This window comes from Deltaproteobacteria bacterium, assembly GCA_019309045.1.
Lineage (GTDB): Bacteria > Desulfobacterota > Syntrophobacteria > BM002 > BM002 > JAFDGZ01.
The window spans coordinates 11,177-35,041 of the sequence record JAFDGZ010000030.1 but is presented as its reverse complement, the minus strand read 5'-3'; the positions used below and the strand labels follow the sequence as shown (position 1 = coordinate 35,041).

Genomic DNA, 23,865 nt, shown 5'->3' with positions numbered 1-23,865 from the left:
CATCATCCACAACTCGCCTACTGCGACCTGAAATATGACTATCCTTCCGGGCGTCCTCGGTCCTCGCCCCCTGCGACGTACTGTTCAAGTACGCCTTCGGGTTCGAGTCCCTGCGGTTGCCCGGTGGCACAGCCATCTTTCAGGTCTCGTCACGGAGAGTCATGGGAGATGAGAGCTTAAGGTAGCCTCAGTTGATCTCTGGGTATGGGATAGTTTCATATTAACCTCGGCTGTTCACCTGGCGAGTAATGAGTTGTCGGTGGCTCCGAATGTTCTTTGCTCCGCAGACATTCCTGCCATCACGCCACGAGGTTTTTCCGATGAGTTTTCCCGGCCAAGTGGATTAGCCGAAAGCCGTGGCCGCCAGCCGAAACGGGCCTCGTGACCCTGGTCCTGGCCGAGCTCCCAAGGCGGAGGTGCTGGGCAGGAAGGCCTGCTCCGCAAAGAACATAGTCGCGTATCTCAGGTAGCCTCAGTTGACCTCTAGGTAAGTCATGTTTCCATAATAACCTTGGCTCTTCTGGTAGCGGGTAATGAGTTGTCGGTGGCTCCGAATGTTCTTTGCTCCGCAGACCACGAAGTTTTTCCGATGAGTTCTCCCGGCCAAGTGGATTGACCGAAAGCCGTGGCCGCCAGCCGAAACGGGCCTCGTAACCCTGGCCGCAGCCGAGTTTCCCGGGCGGAGAGATACGCATAATCGAGATTAATGATTATTGGCGAAATAGCGGTTGAAGGCGTTGAGATACGCCCTGGCGCTCGCCTCGATTACGTCCGGACTGGTGCCAACGCCCGAGTAAACCCGCCCCTCCACCTCGACGCGCACCATTGCCTCTCCGAGGGCATCTTTGCCCGTGGTGACCGCCTTCAAATCATAGTCGAGGAGCTTGCCGCGGTGTCCTACCAGGCGGTCGATGCAGCGGTAAGTGGCGTCTACTGGGCCATTGCCTGTGGCCGCGTCCATCAGGATTTCGTCGCCTTTCTGGAGTTTAACCGAGGAAATAGGGATGGCCTGGTCGCCGCTCATGATCTGCAATCCTACAAAGGAATAGGTTTCAGGGACCTTGGCCATTTCGATTTCCACAATACTGCTCAGATCTTTGGCAGTGATTTCCTTTTTCCTATCTGCCACATCGATGAAGCGCTGAAAAACTCTCTGAAAAAGCTCCTCGTCCAATTCAAAGCCGAGCTCCGTGAGCTTGTGGCGTACAGCGGCTCTGCCAGATCTGGCGGTAAGCACCATGGTGTGGTCTTGAATGCCCACGTCTTCCGGTCGTATGATTTCATACGTTTGCCGATCTTTGAGAATGCCATCCTGATGGATGCCAGAAGAATGAGCAAAAGCGTTGCTGCCGACAATTGCCTTGTTGGGTTGCACCGGGATGTTCATCAGGCGGCTGACCAACCTGCTGGTGCGATAGATTTCCTGCGTGCGAATATCTGTGTGCACCTTGAAGACATGGGGGCGGGTGCGGATGGCCATGACGATCTCTTCCATGGAGGCATTCCCCGCTCGTTCACCCACACCGTTCACAGTGCATTCCACCTGGGTGGCCCCATTGCGCACCGCAGCTAGAGAATTGGCGACCGCCAGACCCAGATCATTGTGACAATGGACGCTGAGGACCACCTTGTCGAGGGCAGGCACTCTTTCGCGGAGACGACGGATGAGGTCGCCGAACTCTTCTGGAATTGCATATCCGACTGTGTCTGGAACATTTATGGTGGTGGCTCCTTCCTTGATGACCGCCTCTATTACCCGACAAAGGTAGTCGAAATCGGTCCGGGAAGCATCTTCCGTGGAATATTCCACATCGGCACAGAATTTCTTGGCATAACGCACAGATTCCACGGCCAAGTCGAGAGCCTTGTCGCGATCCATACGCAACTTCTTCTGGACGTGAATATCAGAGGACCCTAGAAATACATGAATCCTTGGCTGTTCAGCCTCACGCACAGCCTGCCAGCATATATCGATATCTGATTTCACCGCCCTGGCAAGTCCAGCGATTATAGGTTTTCTCACTTCCTGGGCCACCAGTCTCACTGCCTGGGCATCTCCCGGTGAGGAGCAGGGAAAGCCTGCCTCGATGACATCCACCCCGAGCTTTTCCAGCTGGCGAGCAATTTCCAGTTTTTGCTTCTGATTGAGTTTGGCGCCCGGTACTTGTTCGCCGTCTCTCAGGGTCGTGTCGAAGATCCTTATCTTCCTGGTTTCCATGATTACCTCCATTCTGTAAAATTTTAAGGTCAAGTCCTTCGTCGTCGGCTGATGCTTCAGCTGTTGACAGCGGTAGCCCCATACTAACCACCTCCCTTCCTCTGACTGGCCAACCGTTTTGTCCCTGGCTGTGGACCATAAAAAAAGGCCATGAGCGCTTTGCCCATGGCCTGGAATTTGTCTACCTCTTAAGGTCAGCGCACTCTCAAGGCAATGGGCGGACCGCACAACCCCAACAAGCTGCTAAGGAGCAGCAGTTCTGCGCTAAGAAGTTCAGCCCTTTGCCTTAATTGTTGCATCATATTTGACTCTAAGTCACCGTTACACAGTGTTTTCATCCTCTTTATCGGAACTGCAGTGAAAATGCAACAGAAAAAATCAGGTTGTTGGAAAAAAATCCGTTCGCCAACCTGATGAGCCGGCGCCCTCTAACGTGGTACAGCGAATTCATAACGATCTTTTAACAGGGGGGCTGGCAAAGTTCCGCTTCCCTGGGTGCTGTCGCTGGAAAGCGGCCATTGCAAGCCACTGCTGCCCAGCTTCTGGTATGTTATACCGGCATAAAACGGCACCAGGCTGGTGATCTCCTCCAGGACGGCATCCACGTTGTCGTAGGAACTCTTCGGGTCGAGAGCCGCAAGAAGATCCGCCAGGATCCGCCAGTCAGGCATGGCCTGGCCAGGTCCGCTGATCAGCTCGTTGAGTTTTTCCAGCCGCCGTTCCATGGTAGTGAATGTTCCTGACTGTTCGGTGAAGGCCAGAGAAGGCAGGATCACGTCAGCATATTTGCAGATCTCAGTGATGGAGAACGCCTGGACAACCATGAACTCAACTTCTGCGAGGCTGCTGCCCAATTGCTCGATCTCCTCGGCAGTCATGGGCAGTCTGCCGTCCAGGAAGTAGAGGCCTTTTATTTTCTTTGCGGCACAAGCCTGCAATATTTCAGGCCAGCTGAGACCCACCTTTGCAGAAAGTTCAGCCGACCATGTCTGTTCGAACTGTTTGCGGTTGCTTGCTTGTTTGAGGCTGAGATGCCCGGGATAGTGATCGGGTAATACTCCCATGTCCAGAGCACCCTGGACATTGATATGCGAGTAAAGTGGGTATATGCCGCTGTGTTCTCGACCTATGTTCCCCGTTAACAGGCAAAGGTTGGCTATGGCCTCGACAGTGGCAATTCCATTGGTCTGAGCGGGCACGTCTTCTGAATAAACGAGGGCAATAGAGGTGGCCCCGGCAATGAGCCGCGCAATTTCTTCCACTGTTGACAGTGGAATTCCCGCCCGGGCTGCAAGCTGCTCACCGTCCATTTTCTCCAATGCCTTGAGAAAAAGTTCAAAGCCCGCAGTGGCTGTACGCACAAACTCCTGGTTGTAGAGCTTTGCTCTAACCAGCGACCAGAGAAGGCAGTTGAGAAAATCTAATTCAGCACCTTTTTCGATGATCAGGGTGGAGTGGCTAAAAGAGGCAAAAGGGGACTCGCTGGAACTGCAATGCAGCAAACGCTTGCCATTGGTTCGGCTGGCCCGACGTAGAGCAGTGGCAATAATAGGACTGCATTCTTCAATGGTATTGCCTAGGGCCAGGATAACATCTGCCCTCTCGATCTCCCTGTAGGAATTTGTCATAGAACCCGTGCCGAGAACAGAAGAGAGCCCCTTCATGGTGTTTCGAGAAGAGCTGCTGCCTGGATAGTCTATATTGTTGCTGCCGAACTGAGTGCGGAAGATTTTTTGCAGCAAAAAGTTGGCTTCATTGGTGGCGTAAGCAGAACCTGCAGCGGCAACAGCCTCCGGTCCGTGGGCAATTGCCAACCGTGTCAGTTCTGAGGCAACCCGACCCATGGCATCATCCCAGGTGGTTTCCACCAGTTCGCCGTTTTGACGCAGCAAAGGCACATGAAGTCTGTTATCAGCGTGCAGGTAGTTAAAACTGTTGAACCTTCCTCGCTGGCAGGTCTGTCCGTAATTGGGGGGTGCGCTGGGGCGTGTGGTAACTTTGTATACCCTGCCACCCTTGATGTTGAGGACGATGTGGCAGCCGCAGCCGCAATGGGGGCAGAAAGCGTCCAGGCGCTCGAAGAGAAAAGGCCCTGGCTTCCCCTGAATTCTTTCTTCGAGAGCGCCGGTGGGACACATATCCACACAGAGACCACAGGACACGCAGCGAGGGTTGAGCGTGGGTGTATCATCGAAGTCAATGGCGTCGGAACATTGAAAGTACGTGCAGGCTTCGTAACACTGTTTACAACGAATACACTTGTTGGGATCGACCAGTATGAAAGGATGAGTATCCTTCTGGCTCACTTCAGCAAAGGGAACCATCGGCTCGGTATGTGTCAGGCTGTCAATGCCAAACTCGAAAGAATACCTCCGGAGTTTGCAATCGAAGGTGTCCAGACAACCGCAGGACAAACAGCGTTCTGCTTCCCGCAGGGCGGCATCCTCTGAAAGACCCAGTTCGATTTGTTCATAATGGCTCTTGCGTTCCTCTGCCGGCAGTTCTGGCATGCACGCTCGCGGTTCCGAGGGTACGTGGGAGAACTGCTCCCTATCGATGCTGGCCAGATCTCCCTTCAGGATATTGAACTGCTCGGGCAGCGGCTTTACTCGACCTTCCGTAAAATATTGGTGGATGGAAAAGGCAGCTTTGCGGCCGTCAGCCAAAGCGCCTACTACTGTCTCTGGACCTCGGTACACATCCCCACCGGTAAAGACTCCCTCGATTCCTGTGTACATGTTCTCCGGGTCAGCACCTATTGTGTGCCATCTGGTGGTGGGCATGCCCTCTGCTGCTGAGTCTGAATCTATGGGCGAAAGGTCCGGGAACTGACCTATGGCAGCAATAACCGTGTCCACAGAAATCTGCGTTTCAGAGCCCTCGATGGGCACTGGACGTCTTCTGCCACTGGCGTCTGGTTCTCCCAGTTCCATCTTGACATACTCGAGCTTGCTGAGCTTGCCGTTGCTGCCAATGAGTCGGACGGGTGCGGCCAGAAAATGAAATTTTACCCCTTCTTCCTCCGCCCCGTGAATTTCCTCTGGACTGGCAGGCATTTCCTGCCGAGATCTACGATAGATGATTGTGACGCTTTCCGCACCTTTGCGGATGCAGTTGCGGGCAGCATCGATGGCCACATTGCCGCCACCGATTATGGCAATATTTCGTCCCGTCTTGACTGGTTTGTCCAGGGCAAGGTCCACAAGAAAATCAACGCCAGCGTAGACTCCCTCCAGTTCCTCTCCGGGTATGCCGAGCTTGCGAGTGCTCCAGGCGCCGATGGCTATAAAAATGGCATCGTAGCCTTCATTTTTCAGCGATTCCAGAGTGAAATCTTTGCCCCAGGCCTGTCCGAGTTTCACCTCGATATTGCCAAGCTCCAGGATGCCGTCGATTTCCCAGTCGAGGATCTTTTTTGGCAGGCGATATTCCGGGATGCCGTAGCGCAGCATGCCTCCAAGTTCGGGCATGACATCGAATATGGTGCTGGCATGTCCAAGACAGCGGAGATAGTATGCCGCTGAAAGCCCTGCAGGGCCGCCGCCTACAATGGCCACTTTGCGGCCTGAAAGGGGCGCAAGGTCTGGTGGATTCCTCTTGCCGGAAAACATCTCATAGTCCGCCACAAACCGCTTCAGGTGGTTGATGTTTACCGGTTCGTCCAGAAGGTTGCGATTGCACTTGTACTCGCAGGAGTGAGGACAGACGCGGCCAATAGTCAGGGGCATGGGAATACGCTCCCTGATGAGCTTCAGTGCTTCTAGATATTGGCCCTGGGCGATGAGGGCAATATAGCCCTGAATATCAATCCCTGCTGGGCAGGTGAGTTGACAAGGTGCAACACAGTCGCCATAGTGCTCCTTGAGCAGGAGTTCGAGCATGAGTCTGCGCATCTGGCGGATTTCGTCCGAGTCGGTAGTGACCTCCATGCCTTCTAGAACCTCTGTGCTGCAGGAGGCCTGCAGGTGCTCTTCTCCCGCCACTCTCACCACGCACATCCTGCACCGCTCTTGGGGCCTCAAGATCTCACTGTAGCAAAGGGTGGGGATGTTGATGTGCAGCTGTTTGGCCGCTTCCAGGATAGTGGTACCTTTCTCCACCTCCACCTGTTGCCCGTCAATGGTGAGTCGAACTTTTTCCTTCATGAATATCCTCTTTTTCCGTCAATGGAGATTGTCTGATTGCTGCTGATAAGCGAAATTCTAGAGTGCTAGCCAGAATCAGTGACCGAGCTGCATGCCGATCCAGAATGCAATTATGACCTCCACCGTGTAGATACAAAAATAGAGCAGGTATTTGGACGTGGGGAAGTCCTCGAAAATTTTGTTTGCTCTACGCATGAACCGAGCCCCCACTGTTGAAGCATACATTTTAAAGGTTTCTTCCGCGTCGCCATTGGGCATGGACAACTGTTGTGTCATTTGTCTATTCCTCCTCCACCCTAATCAGGAAACACGACCACCAAAGTCACCTATTATAGACAGGGCAACTAGCGAGTCAACAGAAAATCGGCTTGTAAGGCGAGAATCAATATGTCTTTCATTAGTTAGAAGGATTGTGACTATTAATGAGATCCACTTTTTCCACTATGATCACCTTTTGTGCTTGACACAGGTCCAAGTTTCGGTGAGAATACCGCCTGTTTGTGATAAATATTACCACATGACCTGCTAACAAGAGCCCTGAAAATCAGGGTTTTTTCACCCTGAACAACTCAGCAGGACGCCCCCAATATTTCACATATTGAGAGTGGAGCTATGGACGTAAATCCATTGCACGATTTTCTTTACGTTGCCGCCTTCCTGGTGGTGGCACTTCTTTTTGCGGTGACGCCCATTATTATCAGCTGGCTAATTGGCGGCAGAAGCGTGGGTGAAAAACGAGCCGAGACATATGAGAGCGGTATGCCAGCAATTGGCAGCGCCTGGGTGCAGTTCAGCGTGGCCTATTACGTCTTTGCCCTCATCTTTCTGGCCTTTGATGTGGATGTACTGTATCTGTTTCCGGTTGCCCTCACCTATGACAAGGGTTTTGTCATCCGTGACTTTATTGAGATAGTGCTTTTTATCGGAATCTTGTCCCTGGCAATTGTCTTCGCCTGGCGTAAGGGAGTGTTCAATTGGCAGAAAAAGGTTTAGAAACAGGGCCCCGCATTCGCTTTGCTGTGCTCGAGCAAGTGCTCAACGTGTGCCGGGCAAATTCATTGTGGCCCATGACTTTCGGTCTTGCCTGCTGCGCCATCGAGATGATGGCGGCAGGAGCCAGCCGGTTCGACTTGGACCGCTTTGGCGCTGGGGTGTTCCGGCCTTCGCCGCGGCAATCGGACTTGATGATTGTGGCTGGCACCATATCCAAAAAAATGGCGACAACCATAGTTACCCTGTGGGAACAGATGCCGGCGCCCAAGTGGTGCATTGCCATGGGCAATTGCGCCATTTCCGGGGGACCATTCGAATATGAGGGCCAGTATGCCATAGTGCCGGGTGCAGATTTGCTCATCCCGGTAGATGTATATGTCCCTGGCTGTCCTCCGAGACCCGAAGGTTTGATTCAGGGATTTCTGGCTCTCGAGGATTTGATTACCAAAGGCGAGAAACGGAATGTCTTCAGACGCTTTAAGAGAAAAGCTGGGCAGAGTCGTTGATGAAGCGGCGGTCAGCCCACGAGACTATGGTAGAAGAGGTTACCTTCTGGAGGTCAGGACAACTGCAGCGCAGATCGTCTCTGTAGCAGAGGTTGCCAGGAAAGAGGATCTATTTCTGGAGTTTGTCACTGCAGCCGATTTTACTGACGGCCTCCAGGTAATCTACAACTTCAATTCCTTCGGCAAGATGTCGCGTCTGGTGGTACGACTTCAGCTGAGCAAAGGACAAGCGGTGCCTTCCATTAGCAGTATCTATAATGCTGCCCTCTGGCATGAACGGGAGGTCTTCGACCTTTTCGGCATTGAATTCGAGGGGCATCCTGACCTGCGTCGCTTGCTGTTACCGGAAGATGCCGACTTTCATCCACTGTTGAAGGAATTCGGCAAGGTACACTCTTACAAGAGCACGGAAGAAATCTATGGCTACCCAGATGCTTGAGCCGATTACCGAGCAAACCTTCTATCTCAACCTTGGTCCTCAGCATCCCAGCACCCACGGGGTCCTGCGGCTCTTCCTCAAATTGGACGGAGAGTACATCGTTGAAGCTGATCCGATTGTAGGCTATGGGCACAGAGGCCATGAAAAAATGGCTGAAAGCCATCTGTATGAACAGTTCTTTCCCAACTCTTCCCGGATGGACTATCTCTCTGGTTTGCTTTTCAACCATGCCTATGTGGCAGCGGTAGAGAAAATGGCAGGCATAGCCGTGCCATACAGAGCTGAATATATTCGGGTCATTTGCGCAGAACTCAATCGCATCTCCAGTCATCTGCTCTGGTTTGGCACCTATATCATGGATCTGGGGGCCTTTACTCCATTTCTTTATGCCTTTGACGATCGTGAGATCATCCTGGACATCCTGGACAGAGTAACCGGCTCTCGCCTCACTTACAGCTACTGCCGCCTGGGAGGAGTGGCTAAAGATATCGATGAAGAGTTCATCAGCAGCACCCGCAAGTTCATCAAGAGGCTTCGCAGCCGTTGGCACGACTATCACAATCTGGTGACCAAGAACGTCATCTTCATCCACAGAACCAAAGACGTGGGCATAATAGACCGCGACCTGGCCCTGCGTTTTGGCTGTACTGGTCCCATATTACGTGCTGCTGGTGTGCCCTATGACATTCGCAAGGCGGAACCCTATTCAGTCTATCCTGAATTTGATTTTGACATCCCTACGGGCAGCAACGGTGATGCCTTTGATCGCTACATGGTGCGCCTCCAGGAAATGGAACAGAGTCTTCGCATTATTGAACAGGCACTGGACCGGCTGCCTCCAGGCCCCCATAAAGGGCTCGCCCCGGTGAGGGTCTCGCCTCCCAAAGGGGATTGCTATTTTGCTGCCGAGTCGGCGCGCGGCGCCCTGGGCTATTACATTATAAGCGACGGCAGTCGGTATCCTTATCGGCTCAAAGTAAGAGTGCCCTCCTTCAGCAACCTCCAGGTGCTTACTGACGTGCTCCCTGGTACTCTGGTGGCCGATACCATTTCCATTCTGGGAAGTATAGACATAGTGGTGCCGGAGGTGGACCGCTAGTTGAGAAAGAAGAAAGACGCTGGGCCTCCAGGAAAACTCGCGGGGACAAGCAGCAGATATCGGAATGAACGGAGCAAGGTATGTGGCAAAATATGGTCAGTGCACTAGGCCCTGACGTAGCCAGAATTGTGGTAGGGCTGGTAGGTATTCTGGTTTTGGTCCAGATCAATGCCCTGTTTTTGGTTTGGCTGGAGAGGAAGGTGGCTGGCCACATCCAGCTTCGCATTGGCCCCAAAGAGGTGGGACCTTTCGGGATATTGCAAACTCTAGTAGACGGTGTCAAACTGGTGGGAAAAGAGCTGATCACACCCCGGCATGTGGACCGCAAACTCTATTCCCTTGCACCCATAGTGATCTTTCTGCCTGTACTTGTCAGCTTTGTGGTAATTCCTTTCAGCAAGAATCTCCAGGTGAGAGATCTCAATGTGGGCTTGCTGTTGATCTTTGCCTTTTCAGCCTTTAACGTGCTTGCCATTCTCATGGGCGGCTGGGCTGCAAACAACAAATATTCGCTTCTAGGAGCTGTACGGGCCGTTGCCCAGAATGTAGCATATGAGATCCCACTGCTGTTGAGTGTTTTGAGCGTTCTACTCTGGACAAATTCCCTGGAAATGTCCACTATTGTAAAAGTACAGGCCAAAGTCTGGAACGTCTTCTGGATGCCGCTGGCTGCTTTGATCTATCTCATCTGCGCTACTGCTGAGACCAACAGGGCGCCGTTCGATATTCCAGAGGCCGAGTCGGAGCTGGTGGCGGGGTTTCATACTGAATACAGCGGCATGCGCTTTGCCCTCTTCTTTCTAGCTGAATATTCAAACATGTTCATAGTGGCTGCGGTTGCCACTACCATATTTTTCGGTGGTTGGCAGAGCCCCCCACTGCTGAATTTCCTCCCCGTTCCCGGCTGGATCTGGTTCTTGTTGAAAACCTATATAATCATTTTTTGCGTTATGTGGGTACGGTGGACATTCCCGCGGTTGCGTTTCGATCAGCTTATGAACTTTTCATGGAAGATAATGATCCCGGCGGGCCTTGTCCATTTGATTGTCTATGCCGGCATCATCAAACTGATCCGTTGAGCCTGACAACAGTGAAGAGGCAGTGAGGGGAGACGGAGCCCAGGACGGCGGCAGCTGACTGAGGGGTCTGTCAGGAGCAGGACAACCAAAGAGGGATATCTCAATGGCAGTATTTTTCCATAACGATGAAGGGAAAGAAGGTTCCCTCAAAGGGGTGCTCAAGGAGATCGTTTCCGGGGGCTGGAGTCTCATTGCGGGCATGGGGGTTACTATCAGACGTATTTATCGACCGGTGGTAACCTTGCAATATCCGCGCAAGCGGCTGCAGATGAGCCCGAGTTACAGAGGTCATATAGAGCTCAAGAAGTTTCCTGAAACTGGCAGCCATCGCTGCGTGGCGTGTGGCACCTGTATGCGAGTTTGTCCAACAAAGGTGATCAAGGTGCAGGGCGAGAAAACCCGAGCCCATGAGGAAAAGAAAGGGACTCTTTATTTTATTGATTTTTCTCACTGCAGCCTCTGTGGCCTGTGCGTGGTGAACTGCCCCACCAAGACTCTGAAATTTTCTGAAGAATACGAACTTGCGCATTACAGTCGCTGGGAAGGAGTGGTGGATCTCGTCCAGCGACTTCAGGAGTCGGCATGATTCAACAGCTATTTCATCCCGGCCTAGTCGCAGAATTAGGCTTTGCCTTGGTGGTTCTTCTAACTCTCACTGGAGCGGTCATTGCCCTGCGTCCCAGAAATATCCTCTACAACGTTCTCGGACTGGCCCTTTGCCTCACCGGGGTGGCAGGGTTGTTTCTCTATCTGGGCAGCCCCTTTATAGCCCTCATGCAGCTGCTCATCTATGTGGGAGCCATATGCATTTCTATCGTCTTTGCCATCATGCTTTCCAGACCGCTGCACCTGTCATTGCCCAAGCGGCGGCCTGCCAAGGTGGGGCTGGCTTCCATCGTGGGCATCCTGGTGTTTATGGTGCTGTGCAGCGTTGTCACTTTCACCCGCTGGCAGCCGGCGGCGGTGCGCGGCAACGACTGGTCTATTGCCACCATTGGCCGCTACCTCCTCACCCGCTATGATCTGGTATTCGAGGTAATTTCTCTGGTACTGCTAGTGGCTATTATTGGTGCCATTCTCATTTCCGGCTATGCTCGCAGGAGGCCGTCGTGAACAGTCTCTATACCTATCTTTTTATTGGGGCCCTGCTTTTCAGTTTGGGTATCATTGGACTATTCATGCGCCGATCACTGATCGGCATGCTCATCGCAGTGGAACTCATGCTCAACGGCGCCAGCATCAATTTCATGGCATTCAACAGATTTCTGGCCCCAGATCCTGCCGTGGGCCAGATTTACACCCTCTTTATTATGGGTATTGCTGCTGCTGAGGCAGCCATAGCCCTGAGTATCATCGTGGCCTTGTTCCGAAGGCTGCGCTCCATAAATATTGAACGTGCTCAAGAGCTGCGGGGATGAACATGACCTCCATCTTACTCAACAACCCAACCCTGGCCACAGCTATGCTGACAGTGGTATTGCCTTTCTTGAGTCTAGTGGTAATCATGGTTTTTACCAGGCCTCATCCCAGACTGTCAGCAGCCATTTCTCTTACTGCAGCAAGCATCTCGCTTTTCTGTGCCATTTATCTGCTAGCCTCCCAGTGGCACATGCAACATCCCATTCAATACACCGGCAAATGGCTTCTTTCCGGAACCAATCTGATCACCTTTGGCTTTCTCTTGGATCAACACAGCTTGCTCATGCTTGCCATTGTGGCGGTGATCAGTTTCCTGGTGCAGGTGTACTCCCTGGGTTATATGGCCGGCGATCCCGGTTTCTCGCGCTATTACGCCTTCCAGTCGCTCTTTGCCTGGGCCATGTTGACTCTATGTATTTCCCCCACTTTGCTGCAGCTCTACATCTTTTGGGAGCTGGTGGGTCTGGCCTCCTATCTGCTTATCGGCTTCTGGTACGAGAAGTTCAGTGCTTCTGAAGCAGGTAAGAAGGCGTTCGTCATGACCAGGTTTGGAGACGTTGCCTTTTTCCTTGGCGTACTGACGGTGCTGTTTAGCCTGGGCGATCTCAATATCGTGGAGATGAACAGCACCATGGTCGCGGCCCGCATGTCACCGTCGGTGATAACCCTGGCTTCTCTGTTGATTTTCGGGGGCATCGTGGGCAAGAGTGCCCAGTTTCCGCTCCTCACCTGGCTGCCTGATGCAATGGAAGGCCCCACCCCGGTAAGTGCACTCCTGCACTCGGCCACTATGGTTGCTGCTGGTGTGTATTTATTCGGCCGCCTTTTTCCCTTCTTCAGCAATTCGGCTACTGCCATGAGCGTCTTTCTGGCTATTGGCACCATCACCATGCTGCTGGCATCTACCATGGCCATGGTAACTAGAGACATCAAGCAAGTGTGGGCCTACTCTACCATCAGCCAGCTCGGATTTATGGTTATGGGACTGGCTGCGGGCAGTTATTTTGCTGGGACTTTTCATCTCACCACTCATGCCGGATTCAAGGCGCTTCTCTTTCTCTGCTCCGGGGTATTGATTCATGAATTTGAAACCAATGACATGTACGACATAGGAACCCGGGGAGGACGTGGTTTGAAAATCCCCATCATCTGCATGACCATCGGTGCTGCTGCCCTTTCAGGTCTGCCGCCTCTGTCTGGTTTCTTTAGCAAAGAGGCCATCATGGGAGCCCTGGCCGGACTTCACAATCCCATCTGGCTGGTGGCAGGTTTGGCAGGTGCATTTCTTACAGCCTACTATTCCTTCCGGTTGATTTTTATTATTCTGTTCCCCCAGAAAATCGAGCCAGTACATCACGAGGTTCACGAAGGCCACCATGACGCCCATCACCATGCAGAAATCTACTGGGTGATGGCATGGCCGTTGATCATACTCGCCGCCATTACAATAGGTCTCGGGTTTTTCCAGGCTCCTCTGGAGCATTTTCTCGGGGGGCTCTACAAGGTGGCCGGAGCACACGGTGGCGGCCACCATGCCTGGCTGCTCTACACGGCGGTGGGCCTGGCCTTGTTCGGAGTGGTGCTGGCCTGGTTCGAATTCGGTCGACCAGGAGCTGCCCAGATTGGTTTTGTGGAGAGAGTCCCAGCGGTGCGGGATCTTTTTGCTGAGCGGTGGTACATGGATCTTTTCTGGCGGCGGTTCCTGGATTACGTGATTTACGGGGTCTTTTCGAATTTGTTCACCAGGAACGACCGGCGGGTGATAGACGGCGGCATTGATGGAATTTGCCGGGCAACGGTTGGGGGAGGCTGGCTACTTTCGTTCCTCCAATCGGGCATGTTGCAGTACAATTTGATGGTCATGTTTGCTGTTCTGGCCCTGGTTGCACTTTACTTCTTCTTCTAGGAAGAGAGAGTACACGAGCATGGAGTTTGCCAACTTCCCCTATTTGACGGCTATTCTTTTGAGTTGTGTCATAGGCCTCCTGGTGATCCTCTTCATCCCTGAAGAGCGCCAGATGTTGATCAAATGGGTGAGTCTGATCGCCTCTGCTGTCACTGTGGTGATTTCACTTTACCTCTTTGTTGCATACAACAAGACCCTGGGCGGCCTGCAGTTTGTTGAAAAGGTGCTGTGGGTCAAATCCCTCGGCATCTACTATTTCAATGCGGTGGACGGCTTCAACCTTCCCATGCTGCTGCTCACCAGCATTGTGCTCTTCACTGGCGTGCTCACCATGTGGGAGCTCGAGAACCGCGTCAAGGAGTTCTTTGCTCTCACCCTGCTGCTGGTGGCAGGAGTGTTCGGCGTCTTCATGAGCATGGATCTCTTCTTCATTTTTGTCTGGTATGACGTGTCGCTATTTCCCATGTATCCACTCATTGCTGTCTGGGGCAGCACTCGCAAAGAATACGGCGCCATGAAGCTTACCCTGTATCTTCTTGCAGGCAGCGCCCTGATTCTTCCCGCCATTCTCTATCTGTTCGTCAATTCAGGGTTGAACACCTTTGACATCACCGCTCTCATGCAGCCGGGCACCTTTACTCCCTTCCAGCAAAAGTTTGCCTTCCTTCTTCTTTACCTGGGATTTGGCGTGCTGGCAGGCGTGTGGCCATTCCACACTTGGTCGCCGGTAGGCCACGTTGCGGCGCCTACCTCGGTAAGCATGATCCACGCGGGGGTGCTCATGAAGCTCGGTGCCTTCGGCGTGCTGCGTGTGGGTATCTTCCTCTGCCCAGAAGGGTGGCAGTACTGGGCGCAGCTCATGGCCGTGCTCGCCACATGCGGCATCGTCTACGGTGCTTTCGTTGGTCTGGCCCAGACAGATCTCAAGTATGTCATTGGCTACTCCAGCGTCTCTCATATGGGAATTGTTGGTCTGGGTTTGGCCACAGTCACAGTGGACGGACTGAACGGAGCCGTGTTCCAGATGTTTGCTCATGGGGTGATGACAGCTCTGTTCTTTTCATCCGTGGGCTACATCTATGACAAGACCCACACCAAGATGATTCCCGAGCTTGGTGGCATGAGCAAGATAATGCCCGTGGCCTCAGGCTATTTTATAGTTGCTGCACTAGCAGGAATAGGAGTGCCCTGTCTGGCGAGTTTCTGGGCTGAACTGCTGGTCTTTCTAGCCTCCTTCAAGGTATACCCAGTGCGGGGAGCCCTGGCCATCTGTGCCCTGGTGGTTAGTGCTTTATTTATGCTGCGGGTGGTGCAGCGAACCTTTTATGGCGAGAAAAACGAGCGCTTTGCTCATCTGCCAGATGTTTCCTTCGGACTCGGCCTGCCGAGAATGATCCTGGTGGCCGTAATAGTGATTTTTGGACTGTTTCCTTCACTGATGCTTGATGTGATCCAGACCTCTTCGATTCCCTTTATTCACGGGTTGCCATGATGAAATGGATTCTTTTTCTCCCTGAGATTTATTGTTTGCTGATGGCGGCTGCCTTTTTTGGCCTTGCCATGCTGCCGCGAACAAATCCCCGGCGTGACTACCAGGTTGCCGTGCTGCTGGCCTCTGTGGGTGTGCTTATAAGCCTGATGTCTGTGAGACTGCATGGGACCCTGTTCTTTGAGGCGTACAGGATAGACCTCTTTTCTCAGGTCTTCAAGGTCATGCTCGCCATGGGGCTCTTCCTGGTGATCTGCCTGTGTACTGAACTCAGAGGTGTGGAGGAGAGATATCATCCAGAATTTTACCTTTTTCTGACCACCTGCACTTTCGCCATGATGATGCTGGTAAGTGCGGTTGAGTTGTTGACCATCTATATAGCCCTGGAGCTGTCCAGCTACTCCCTTTACATACTGGTACCGCTGCGGCGGGGGCCCGGCACTGATGTGGAGGCTGGCATAAAGTACCTCATGGTGGGTGCTTCGGCTTCAGCCGTCATGCTCTTCGGCCTCTCCTACATATTCGGAGTTACTCATACCACCTACGTGGCTGAAATCATGAAAATACTGCCTACAGTCATCACCACGCCGGCAGCAATGATAGGTCTGCTGCTGACACTTTGTGGCTTCTTTTTCAAACTGGCAGTATTTCCCTTTCACTTCTGGGCTCCTGATGTTTACCAGGGAGCCAGCAATCAGGTCACGGCATTCATTGCCACGGCTTCCAAAGTTGGGGCAGTGGCAATCTTGATGCGCATGGTGGCATTGACTGGAGGCGCCAGCAAGTATCTGGTGGATGTGCTGGTGGTGCTGTCCATTGCCTCCATGACGATAGGCAATCTTACTGCCATTGTCCAGAAGGACATGAAGAGACTTCTGGCCTATTCCAGTATATCGCACGCGGGGTATGTGCTCATCGGTATATTGAGTATGAGTGCTAGCGGCTATGCCAGTGCAATTTTTTACGCCGTGGCATATTTGATAATGAATTTGTGCTGCTTTCTGGTGGTGGTGAATGTTGCCTATGATGGTAGTGATTTAAAGATTGCTCAATTGGCTGGCTTGCACCGTCGATCACCCTTGTTGGCAATGACGCTGATGCTGGCAGTGTTTGGGCTTGCCGGCATTCCTCCCACTATCGGCTTCACTGGTAAGTTTCTGGTGTTTGCTGCTGCTGTGGCCAGGGGACATCTGGTGCTGGTAATCATTGCCATGATAAATGCAACCATCTCCCTGTACTACTATATCCTGGTGGTGAAGGCCGCTTACCTGCTCGAGCCCGATGTGGAGATGGAGAGATTGAACATCTCTATGCCCACCAAGGTGCTTGCCGGAGCTCTTGTTGCTGTTATGGTGGTCATTGGTATCTATCCTCACCACGTACTGGAAGTGGCCAGGGCAGCAGCAAAGGGATTAATGATGTGAAGGAATTGAGATTCGCTGGGAAGCTGGGAGCCTGCTGCAGCGCGATTCCTGCTTCCAGGCCAGGATTTCCTGCAAGCCGAGACATAGAGGGAATGTAGTGCAAGTGTTGAGAGGAGATTCGCCTGCGGACCTGATCCTGGCAGATTGGCTAATACGGAAAAGAGAGACGAGTGAATGGCACTGAGCTTTTTGAAGAAAAAAATCACCAGACGTCGACCTCCAGAAGAGCCTGCCATAGTGAAGCAGAGGGCTTCGTTCTGTGAAGAGGGTCATGCCCGCCCCTGCATTACTGTGTGCTCCCCTGCGAATTCTTGCGTATGCGGCTGCGATGATGTTCGCCTGGCCCTGGAAAAGGAAATCGATGCTCGGGGCCTGGGCATCAAACTGGCTGCCATGAAAGTTGGCTGCAAGGGGGACTGCCCTTTCGGAGTTCTGGTTGGTTTTCCTCAAAAGAGATTCTATTACAGCGGAGTCACCCCTGAGCGAGCTGGCGAAATAGTTGCTGAAACCCTTGAAAGAGGACATATCCTTTTCGACCTGCTTCACGTTGATCCCAACAATTCAATCGATGCAACCATACTCTATGACCGAGCCACGGGGTTTCTTGCCACAATAGATGACAGCTTCTGCGTGGTAAATGTGGCGAAATACTTTCTCGCTTTTCAGGAGGGCGTCTCTTGCGGCAAATGTGTGCCCTGTAGAGTCGGCTCAGTTGAACTTCTCGAGCTGGTAGAAAAAATTATTGCTGGCCGGGGCGCACCCGAGGACCTGGAACGCATGCATCTAGTGTGTCACGCCATGCAGTATGCACCTTATTGTGACTTTGCTCGCACAACTAGCGGGCCCATAATCTCACTTCTGACTCACTTCCGGGAAGAGTTCGAAGCGCACGTGGAAAGCGGCATCTGTCCAGCCGGTGTCTGCGCAGCTCTCAGTGGCGAGGACAAGGTGGCCTCACACTGAGCAGTTCGAGGTTGCGAATCGTGCCATGCCATTGCTCTGCCCAGGAGGCGCTGCTAATTCACCAACACCAGGGTGCATTTTGAGGGACTCTGGAGCAGTTTGGCTACACAGCTGCCCAGCGAGAACTCATTGGCAGTGGAAGTGCCGCGCCTGCCAAGCGCCAGCACATTGTATCTTCCCCGTTTGAGTTCTGCCAGAATATCTCTGGCAACCCCACTCATCTGTGTCTGCATCCTTTCATGTATGTTGCCTTCGTGGGCTCCACCCCTCTGCAACAGCTCTCTTGCTCGGACAAACAGGGATCTCAGCTTGTTTTCATAGGCGGTCCGCCAGCGAGCAACCACGGCCTGACGCTCTGCTCGTTCGTTGTCGTCAAGAATGTGGCCATCATCCCAGTAGCCGGGTGGTTTGGCCGGCATTATGTGGCAGAGAGTGAAGCTGGCCCCTGCAAGTGAGGCAAAGTTTTCTGCCAGATGGGTGATAAGCCGTTCAGCATAGGATGATTCGTCTATGGCCGCGAGTACACGAGGCGGTTGCAGAGGGGCAGTGCCAACCGCCCATATATGCCGCCCCTGGCCATACTGGCAGACCTTGGTGGTGGTGCTTCCCACCAGGAACCGCTTGACCAGCGATCGTCCCTTCCGGGCCAAAACCACAGCAGTATATGGTCTTTTTTCAGTGAAGCCGAGGATATCCTGGGCAGGATCTGCACTGCGGTGTGCAGCTTCAGTGTGGAGACGTGAGCGATTGTAACCCAATTGCAGCAGCAGTTGCACAGCCCGTTCCAATACAGTATTGGCGAGGCGTTGTTGATGTTGTGCCAGCTCAGAAGGTTCCCCGCTTATGGTGGAAAGTTCGCCGGGATACAGGGCAGCGCTTTCCGGCACGGCGTGAAAGAGACACAGATGAATATCAGTGTCCAGAAAGGCGCGTCCCACATTGTCCAGGGCCTGCATGGTGTTTTCTGAACCATCCACTGCAAAGAACAATGTACGGTCCATGGACTCTTCTCCTTTCTGCCAGCTAACTCTTGCTGCGGTTGCCAACCCTGAACTCCTTCAGAGGTTGGCATGCAGCATGCTGTATTTGGGGGAAAACAATGCCTGCATTCTCAAATTATCATTTTCCAGCCGCCGTGTAAAAGCATTGTTGACCCGGTGTGCCCGGCGCAAATGGCTGGAGGCGAGAACCGTGGACTGACTCGTCAAGAGGCAGGGGCAGCCTCTGTCCTGAGCGGGAAGTCATGGAGCAGGGCTTTGGGCACTGGTAGAATTGCTCGAGCGCCTCCCTCGATACCCTTCGTGGTGACTGTCAGGTGGCAAAGATGAGCAGTTCAGACATCTCTTTCGCCTCAGCCGCAGGATTTGGCTGCAGTGATGCGGGCTTGCTTCTCAACAGCATTCAGCTGCCTGGAGCCAGTTGAGGCAAGAGAGATGGCAGCCGCCAGAATGCTGATATATGGGGCCATGGGGCGGCTGCTGAACACCTCGGCTCAAAGATCGATGCCAAAGAAGTTGGTGAGCAGGAAGTTCAGCCGTTTTCTGAGGACCTCGTACGAGTAGTGTCTTTTGGCAACCTCGTAGTTGTGATTGACCATCTTGGTGAGAAGGTGAGGATTTTCCAGGACCTCGCGAACCTGACGAATGACCTTTTTGGTGAGAAAGCCGTCCATGACAATGAAGTCGAATCCCTGCGGTTCAATGTCGCGGACAAAGACAGAATATCTGTTGATAAGCAATGGCTTCCTGAAATAGACTGCTTCCAGGAAGGCGTTGCCAAAGCCCTCGTAAATGCTGGGATAGGTAATAAAGTCGGCGTGGGGATATACATCCCACAGCGTGTAGCGTTTTTCTCCATTGGTATCCACATGCCGCCGGTTGGCAATGCGGCAGGAAATCAGCCGCAGATCAACGTGCTGCTCACGGGCGTAGTCAGTGAGCCAGTTTGCATAATCATATCCCTCGTCACCTGCCTCGTGTGATATGACGAGCTTGTATTTCGGGTCTCCCAATTCCCGCACCAATTCAATGGCGTGCTCGATGCCCTTGCGCTGCACAATGCGGGTCGGCTGCAAGATCATAATGTCGCCTTCGGCCAGGCCAATTTCGCGGCGGAAATTGGCAGTGTACTCTTCATCCACCTGAGGCGGGTGGGCGAAGTCGAGAACATTTGGAATGACAGTGGATGAAATCCCGGTACGCAGGGCAAGTTCTTCCTGTGCCGAGGTGTTGATTACCACATGCTGGATATTGGGCAGATTCGGCGGGAAGGCCATCTGCAGGTAGTCATGCACGGCGGTTACTGAAAAACGGATTCTCTCCCAGTAGAAGTCGTGGTGGTGTGCAATGGTGGGGATTTCGGTTTCTGCGATGACCTCGGTCAGGGCGAGGCCGAGAGCGATGTGCATCGGTATCGTCAAAGAGTTCTCCGCCACTAGCAGATCAATGGAGAATTTTTCCACAAAATCGTAGAGGCGAACTTTGAGGAGACTGCGAAGGGCATGAATCATCTCGGTGAGGGGAGCCTTGCGTCCCTTTCTGCCAAAGGCTCTTTCCTGGACCCAGCTGACAGTCTCGTGTTCGAAGTGAGCCTCCTCTACTTTGAAGCTCCTGTCAGGGTCACGGTCCAGTTCACCAGCAAACCAGTAGCAGTGATGGCCGCTTCGTTCCAGTACCTCAGCCCACTTTTTGGCTTCGAGAGAAACTCCGTCTGTTCCAGCAAACCGTGTAGAAACAAACCCAATGTTTTTCCCTGTGTTCATGCTTTATCCCGTCCGATGTCAAACTGGTGCATCTGTTTTATCAACTCAACGCGGAGTACCCTTTAGCACACCTCCAAATAATATTCAACATCCATGCCAGTAGAGTTTGTTCATAGAGGGTCCTCGGCTACGGCCAGGGTTACGAGGCCCGTTTCGGCTGGCGGCCACGGCTCTCGGTCAATCCACTTGGCCGGGAGAACTCATGGGGAAAAACCTCATGGTGTGATGGCAGGAATGACTGCGGAGCAGGCCTTCCTGCCAGGCACCTCTGCCTGTGGATTTGCCGGCTTTTAGGGGGTAGATACCGATGAAGCAAGGGGAGCTTCGGGGTGCCTCGCTGGTTTCTTGGCTTGGCTTATGCTCGGGCTGCTGGATGGTTGGCCGCTGGTATGGTACCATCAGGTTGCCAAAAAAGGAGGGAAGAAGGTGCAGAGAACGGAACCTGAAACACTGATTGTCATGCACTACCACATGCTTCCTGGCGGCGTGCGCTCTGTGCTGCATTCTAGTCTCGCTGCTCTGGCGCAGGCAGGCTGGTTTGCTGGGCGTTCCCTGCAGTTGCTTGTGGGCCGAAACAGCGGAGTAAAGAGTTTTGTCTCCTCTCTGGCATCTCTGGGCCTTCAGATAGATGTTAAGGTAGACAGCAGGCTTGACTACAATGATGGTCCATGGTCAGATCGCCAGAGTTTTCAGGATGCTGCCGCTGAACTGGCTCGCTGGCTGCTGGCGCAGGCTAGAGGCTCGAGCCTCTACTGGGTGCACAATCCTACGCTGGGCAAGAATCCTTTGCTGACAGCTGCCATTTTTGCAGCTGTCGAGAAAGCAGCAAGGCTAGATGGGCCTTTTCGATTCCTCTACCATATTCACGATTTTGCTGAATGCGGTCGGCTGCAGAATCTCAAGCGGTTGCGGCTCTGTTGGCAAGAGGGTGGCTTGCGGCAGATCTACCCGGTAAGCGACAATGTAGCCTTTGCAGTTCTCAACTCTGGTGATTACAGAAAGCTGATAAGTGCTGGCATCCCCAGCGAGGTAGTGAGTCACCTTCCCAACCCCATTGCCTTGAGCAAAGGAGGACGCCAATGTAGCAGGGAGGCTATTGCTGCCAAGCTAGAAGAATATGCTCGTGTTCACGGGTATAGATTTCATTCGGAACGACAGTGGTGGACTATGCCAATTCGACTCATTCGCCGCAAGAATGTGATTGAAGCGCTGTTTCTTGCTGCTATGGCTAAGGAGCCCGTGCAACTGCTGGTGACTTTGGATGCCAACTCGGCCCCTGAGAAGCCCTATGCCGAGGCGGTGAAAGCGTTTATCAGAAGTGAAGGCCATGCGGCTGTGGTTGGTTTCGGCCACAATCTCGTTGGCACAAGCTTCAGTATGGATGACCTTCTCTATGGCTCAGCTGCAGTGGTGACCACCTCGTTTCTGGAGGGTTTTGGCTTTGCTTTTCTGGAGGGGCCTAATCGAGGCAGGCCTTTGCTCGGGCGGAATCTTTCTGATGTTACAGAAGATTTTAGAGGCGCAGGTTTTCCAGCTGGCAGTCTTTATGAGAATTTTATGGTTCCTGCCCCTAGAAAGATTAGGCAGACCCTGGCAGACAAGGGGACCAGATTTGCCAGGCAGTGCAGCAGGCAGTTGGGCATGGCCCAGGCTGCCATAGAGAAATTTGCCGCAGAGATTGAGGCGCTTTACCAGGGCGACACAGTAGACTTGAGCTTTCTAGATCTGGAAGGACAGCTTTTCCTGGCACGTCGCTTGCGAGATCCCTCCTTTATACGAGAACTTTGCTTTCTCAATCCAGACGCTGCCAGACCGGTAATATTCCCAGCGGACTTTGCTGGCAGACTCCAGGAACAGTACGGCCTGGAAGCTCATGCTCAACGTCTCAGCCGAACTTTTGAAACTCTTTTTCACAGGCAAGGTGTGAGGCAGGTGCCCGATGACGTGAGCGACCGCCTCGTGGAACTCTATTTTTCTCCGCAATATCATAGACCTCTCATGGGAGACTGGTGATGCAAGAAGTGCTGTCCATACTGGAAGAATTTCCCATGCCTGCAGCCGCAGCCACAAGCAGTATACACAAGAGTCTTCGCATGGCACCCCGACCCAGAGCAGTGCTCTTCGACGTCTATGGCACCCTTGTCTGTTCTGTCCTGGGAGATCTCGACGACCAGAGGCGGCAGAGCACAAGCGAAGACAGCTTTGTGCAAACGGCGAACCGTTTTGGTTTTTCCAGAGAAACGGGCAGACTCTGGCATCAGTTGTTTTTTGAAGCCATTGCTGCTGAGCACGAAGACATGCGGCAGAAAGGCATTGGCCATGCCGAGGTTCTGGTGGACAGGATCTGGGAGGCCATGATCACCCGGGCGGGAGGAGACCCTGCAGTCAATAGACCTAGAACTCTGGCAGCCTATCGGGAAATGATTGCCAATCCTGTGAGACCGTTTGCCGGAGTGGCAGAGACCTTGAGACGGCTGAGAAGCATGGGTCTGAGACTGGGCATAGTCTCCAACTCGCAGTTCTATACCATGCCCATTCTGGCTCGTGCTCTTGGCATTGCCTGTGAAGAACTCTTTGAAGCGCCTTTTGTCTTTCTTTCTTACAGGCTCGGCTTTGCCAAGCCTGAGCCCCACTTTTTTCGCCTGGTGCGAACGACCCTGTTGGCCCATGGTATAGGTCCGGAAGAAACTCTGGTGGTTGGCAACGATGAAGAAAATGATATACAGGCAGCGCAAATTCATGGGTTTCAAACTGTACTTTTCTGCGGCAATGAGAAAAGTGTGCGTCTGAGTCAAGGTGAATCGCGCCCAAGGCTGATCTACAATTACGAATCTCTCCTGGCTTCTTTGCAATATTAGGAGGCGTTGCTGGGATTATCGGCTACGGCCAGGGCTACGAGGCCTGTTTCGGCTGGCGGCCACGGCTTTCGGCCAATCCACTTGGTCGGGAGAACTCATGGAAAAAACCTCCAAGTGTAACGGCAGGAATGCCTGCGGAGCAAAGAACATTCGGAGCCACCGACAACTCATTTAGAGGAGCTCGGCTACGGCCAGGGTTACGAGGCCCGTTTCGTCCTGCGGCCACGTCTCCAGGTCAATGTAACGCCAGAGAGAAAAAACCTTATCTGACACCCCTATCGCCGCATTCCTTTTGCTTTACAGTTGCCGATTAGCGTGCTGCCATCAAGCGATAACCGCATAAGCCGGTTCACATGAGCCAGCAACTGATACGGGCTTGCCAGCCGTTGCGCATCGACGATTGGATGAAAGGGCGGCCATGTACGTGGTTGACAATGAAAAAGAGAGAAAGGCCAGGCATGCCTGAGAGGTTGTGCAAGCATGGGGAATTTAGTAAGGTAAAGATATAGTTGTCTTCAATCACTGGAACTCCAGAAAAAGAAAAGAGAAGAAAATGTCCTTATTTG

At 52.9% G+C, this 23,865-nt stretch carries 19 protein-coding genes; 14 read left to right on the top strand and 5 right to left on the bottom strand.

Annotated elements, in window-relative coordinates; genetic code table 11:
* Nucleotides 1–703 precede the first annotated feature (703 nt).
* From JRI89_08350 to JRI89_08340, 3 genes are all read right to left on the bottom strand, one after another.
* Nucleotides 704–2,218, bottom strand: coding sequence for a 2-isopropylmalate synthase (locus JRI89_08350; GenBank protein ID MBW2071251.1), 1,515 nt, complete (start codon nucleotides 2,216–2,218; stop codon nucleotides 704–706).
* Between the two features lie 428 nt (nucleotides 2,219–2,646).
* Nucleotides 2,647–6,363 carry a molybdopterin-dependent oxidoreductase gene (locus JRI89_08345; GenBank protein MBW2071250.1) on the bottom strand — a complete coding sequence of 1,239 codons (3,717 nt, stop codon included), beginning with the start codon at nucleotides 6,361–6,363 and terminating at the stop codon, nucleotides 2,647–2,649.
* A gap of 75 nt (nucleotides 6,364–6,438) precedes the next feature.
* Nucleotides 6,439–6,639, bottom strand: a complete 201-nt coding sequence (locus JRI89_08340) for a hypothetical protein (protein MBW2071249.1) — start codon at nucleotides 6,637–6,639, stop codon at nucleotides 6,439–6,441.
* Nucleotides 6,640–6,975: 336 nt separating this feature from the next.
* Between JRI89_08340 and JRI89_08335 the strand changes: the two genes are divergently transcribed.
* From JRI89_08335 to JRI89_08280, 12 genes are all read left to right on the top strand, one after another.
* Nucleotides 6,976–7,356, top strand: coding sequence for an NADH-quinone oxidoreductase subunit A (locus JRI89_08335; GenBank protein ID MBW2071248.1), 381 nt, complete (start codon nucleotides 6,976–6,978; stop codon nucleotides 7,354–7,356).
* Nucleotides 7,338–7,862, top strand: coding sequence for an NADH-quinone oxidoreductase subunit NuoB (nuoB, locus tag JRI89_08330; protein ID MBW2071247.1), 525 nt, complete (start codon nucleotides 7,338–7,340; stop codon nucleotides 7,860–7,862). The genes JRI89_08335 and nuoB overlap by 19 nt, the downstream gene beginning before the upstream one ends.
* Nucleotides 7,819–8,301: an NADH-quinone oxidoreductase subunit C gene (locus JRI89_08325; protein ID MBW2071246.1), complete on the top strand. Its 483-nt coding sequence runs from the start codon at nucleotides 7,819–7,821 to the stop codon at nucleotides 8,299–8,301. Before nuoB ends, JRI89_08325 begins: the two co-directional genes overlap by 44 nt.
* Nucleotides 8,294–9,400, top strand: a complete 1,107-nt coding sequence (locus tag JRI89_08320; protein ID MBW2071245.1) for an NADH-quinone oxidoreductase subunit D — start codon at nucleotides 8,294–8,296, stop codon at nucleotides 9,398–9,400. The genes JRI89_08325 and JRI89_08320 overlap by 8 nt, the downstream gene beginning before the upstream one ends.
* Before the next feature lie 92 nt (nucleotides 9,401–9,492).
* Nucleotides 9,493–10,479, top strand: a complete 987-nt coding sequence (gene nuoH / locus JRI89_08315) for an NADH-quinone oxidoreductase subunit NuoH (protein ID MBW2071244.1) — start codon at nucleotides 9,493–9,495, stop codon at nucleotides 10,477–10,479.
* A 103-nt stretch (nucleotides 10,480–10,582) separates the two neighbouring features.
* Nucleotides 10,583–11,065, top strand: a complete 483-nt coding sequence (locus JRI89_08310; GenBank protein ID MBW2071243.1) for an NADH-quinone oxidoreductase subunit I — start codon at nucleotides 10,583–10,585, stop codon at nucleotides 11,063–11,065.
* Complete coding sequence (locus tag JRI89_08305) at nucleotides 11,062–11,592, top strand: NADH-quinone oxidoreductase subunit J (GenBank protein ID MBW2071242.1); 531 nt, start codon at nucleotides 11,062–11,064, stop codon at nucleotides 11,590–11,592. Before JRI89_08310 ends, JRI89_08305 begins: the two co-directional genes overlap by 4 nt.
* Nucleotides 11,589–11,897 (top strand): NADH-quinone oxidoreductase subunit NuoK, encoded by a 309-nt coding sequence (gene nuoK, locus JRI89_08300; protein ID MBW2071241.1) that lies wholly within the window; start codon nucleotides 11,589–11,591, stop codon nucleotides 11,895–11,897. Before JRI89_08305 ends, nuoK begins: the two co-directional genes overlap by 4 nt.
* A 2-nt stretch (nucleotides 11,898–11,899) precedes the next feature.
* The gene (locus tag JRI89_08295; protein MBW2071240.1) at nucleotides 11,900–13,804 is read left to right on the top strand and encodes an NADH-quinone oxidoreductase subunit L; all 1,905 of its coding nucleotides are present in this window, start codon (nucleotides 11,900–11,902) and stop codon (nucleotides 13,802–13,804) included.
* A 19-nt stretch (nucleotides 13,805–13,823) separates the two neighbouring features.
* Nucleotides 13,824–15,296, top strand: a complete 1,473-nt coding sequence (locus JRI89_08290) for an NADH-quinone oxidoreductase subunit M (protein MBW2071239.1) — start codon at nucleotides 13,824–13,826, stop codon at nucleotides 15,294–15,296.
* A complete protein-coding gene (locus JRI89_08285; GenBank protein ID MBW2071238.1) occupies nucleotides 15,296–16,717 on the top strand; it encodes an NADH-quinone oxidoreductase subunit N in 1,422 nt (473 codons plus the stop codon). Before JRI89_08290 ends, JRI89_08285 begins: the two co-directional genes overlap by 1 nt.
* A gap of 174 nt (nucleotides 16,718–16,891) precedes the next feature.
* Complete coding sequence (locus JRI89_08280; GenBank protein ID MBW2071237.1) at nucleotides 16,892–17,680, top strand: hypothetical protein; 789 nt, start codon at nucleotides 16,892–16,894, stop codon at nucleotides 17,678–17,680.
* Nucleotides 17,681–17,733: 53 nt separating this feature from the next.
* Here JRI89_08280 and JRI89_08275 read toward each other — a convergent pair whose 3' ends face one another.
* Both JRI89_08275 and JRI89_08270 read right to left on the bottom strand, forming a co-directional pair.
* Entirely contained in the window at nucleotides 17,734–18,681 is a 948-nt protein-coding gene (locus JRI89_08275; GenBank protein ID MBW2071236.1) for a universal stress protein, read from the bottom strand.
* Nucleotides 18,682–19,172: 491 nt separating this feature from the next.
* The gene (locus JRI89_08270; protein MBW2071235.1) at nucleotides 19,173–20,441 is read right to left on the bottom strand and encodes a glycosyltransferase family 4 protein; all 1,269 of its coding nucleotides are present in this window, start codon (nucleotides 20,439–20,441) and stop codon (nucleotides 19,173–19,175) included.
* Between the two features lie 426 nt (nucleotides 20,442–20,867).
* Between JRI89_08270 and JRI89_08265 the strand changes: the two genes are divergently transcribed.
* Together JRI89_08265 and JRI89_08260 are read left to right on the top strand one after the other, a co-directional pair.
* Entirely contained in the window at nucleotides 20,868–22,454 is a 1,587-nt protein-coding gene (locus JRI89_08265; GenBank protein ID MBW2071234.1) for a hypothetical protein, read from the top strand.
* A complete protein-coding gene (locus tag JRI89_08260; protein MBW2071233.1) occupies nucleotides 22,454–23,299 on the top strand; it encodes an HAD family hydrolase in 846 nt (281 codons plus the stop codon). Before JRI89_08265 ends, JRI89_08260 begins: the two co-directional genes overlap by 1 nt.
* Nucleotides 23,300–23,865 lie beyond the last annotated feature (566 nt).

Coding starts and splice junctions, on each gene's coding strand:
- JRI89_08350 (MBW2071251.1), bottom strand. CDS start 2,218: ATGGAAACCAGGAAGATAAGGATCTTCGACACGACCCTGAGAGACGGC.
- JRI89_08345 (MBW2071250.1), bottom strand. CDS start 6,363: ATGAAGGAAAAAGTTCGACTCACCATTGACGGGCAACAGGTGGAGGTG.
- JRI89_08340 (MBW2071249.1), bottom strand. CDS start 6,639: ATGACACAACAGTTGTCCATGCCCAATGGCGACGCGGAAGAAACCTTT.
- JRI89_08335 (MBW2071248.1), top strand. CDS start 6,976: ATGGACGTAAATCCATTGCACGATTTTCTTTACGTTGCCGCCTTCCTG.
- JRI89_08325 (MBW2071246.1), top strand. CDS start 7,819: ATGTCTTCAGACGCTTTAAGAGAAAAGCTGGGCAGAGTCGTTGATGAA.
- JRI89_08320 (MBW2071245.1), top strand. CDS start 8,294: ATGCTTGAGCCGATTACCGAGCAAACCTTCTATCTCAACCTTGGTCCT.
- nuoH (MBW2071244.1), top strand. CDS start 9,493: ATGGTCAGTGCACTAGGCCCTGACGTAGCCAGAATTGTGGTAGGGCTG.
- JRI89_08310 (MBW2071243.1), top strand. CDS start 10,583: ATGGCAGTATTTTTCCATAACGATGAAGGGAAAGAAGGTTCCCTCAAA.
- JRI89_08305 (MBW2071242.1), top strand. CDS start 11,062: ATGATTCAACAGCTATTTCATCCCGGCCTAGTCGCAGAATTAGGCTTT.
- JRI89_08295 (MBW2071240.1), top strand. CDS start 11,900: ATGACCTCCATCTTACTCAACAACCCAACCCTGGCCACAGCTATGCTG.
- JRI89_08290 (MBW2071239.1), top strand. CDS start 13,824: ATGGAGTTTGCCAACTTCCCCTATTTGACGGCTATTCTTTTGAGTTGT.
- JRI89_08285 (MBW2071238.1), top strand. CDS start 15,296: ATGAAATGGATTCTTTTTCTCCCTGAGATTTATTGTTTGCTGATGGCG.
- JRI89_08280 (MBW2071237.1), top strand. CDS start 16,892: ATGGCACTGAGCTTTTTGAAGAAAAAAATCACCAGACGTCGACCTCCA.
- JRI89_08275 (MBW2071236.1), bottom strand. CDS start 18,681: ATGGACCGTACATTGTTCTTTGCAGTGGATGGTTCAGAAAACACCATG.
- JRI89_08270 (MBW2071235.1), bottom strand. CDS start 20,441: ATGAACACAGGGAAAAACATTGGGTTTGTTTCTACACGGTTTGCTGGA.
- JRI89_08260 (MBW2071233.1), top strand. CDS start 22,454: ATGCAAGAAGTGCTGTCCATACTGGAAGAATTTCCCATGCCTGCAGCC.